The organism is Streptomyces africanus (assembly GCF_002150735.1).
Classification (GTDB): domain Bacteria; phylum Actinomycetota; class Actinomycetes; order Streptomycetales; family Streptomycetaceae; genus Streptomyces; species Streptomyces africanus.
This window is the reverse complement of the sequence record NZ_MUKA01000685.1, coordinates 1-699: the sequence shown is the minus strand read 5'-3', so window position 1 is coordinate 699 and position 699 is coordinate 1. Positions and strand designations below refer to the sequence as shown.

The 699-nt window shown below is 78.1% G+C and carries 1 protein-coding gene; it reads left to right on the top strand.

Features of this window, described 5'->3' with window-relative positions; genetic code table 11:
• Positions 1-699: cell division protein PerM (locus tag CCL05_RS43405; protein ID WP_244204634.1), on the top strand; the 699-nt coding region annotated here is incomplete at both ends.

Below are 699 nucleotides of genomic sequence, written 5' to 3'. Positions count from 1 at the left end.
GCCGGGGCCGTGCCGGTGGTCGCCGGGGTGGTCGTCGGCTGGGTCGCGGCGCGGGAGGCGGATTCCGGGGAGCGCGGTGGGACGCGGCCGGGCGGCGGGGGCGGTGCCGTCGGGTCGCCGGGGCGCACCGCCCGTGCCGCCGCCCTCGCGGCCGTGCTGTGCGCGGCCGTCCTCGCGGGGCTCGCCGCGCTGGCGGGCGGGCCGCTCGGGGGCACCGTCCTGGCCCGGTTCGGGCCGGTGTGGTGGCAGGTGGGTACGGCCACACTGGCGTGGCTGTTGCTGGTGGCCGTCCCGACGGCGATGACCCTACGGGCCTGGCGCTGCCGGACGCCCCGGACGGACGGCCCGGGTATCGGCAGACAGCGGGAAGAACCGGCCGACGGCACCCACCAGGGCATGCGCCGACGGAAGGACTCGCGCCCTGCCCGGGGTTGGTTCACGCGCACCGGAATCGCCGGGATCGCCGGAGTCGCCGGGGGCGCGGGCCGCGGCGGGGCCGACGGGCCCGCCAGTGGGACGGGAAACACCGGGTCTGCGAAGCCGAGGACCTCACCCCCCGCTCCGGACGCCTCCTACGCCCCCTTCGCGCCCCTCGATCACGACACCCGCTACGGCCGCCAAGACCACGACGACCACGACGACCACGACGACTCCCCGTTCGAGCCGTACGACTTCCTGCCCGCCGACCCAGGCCCCGAC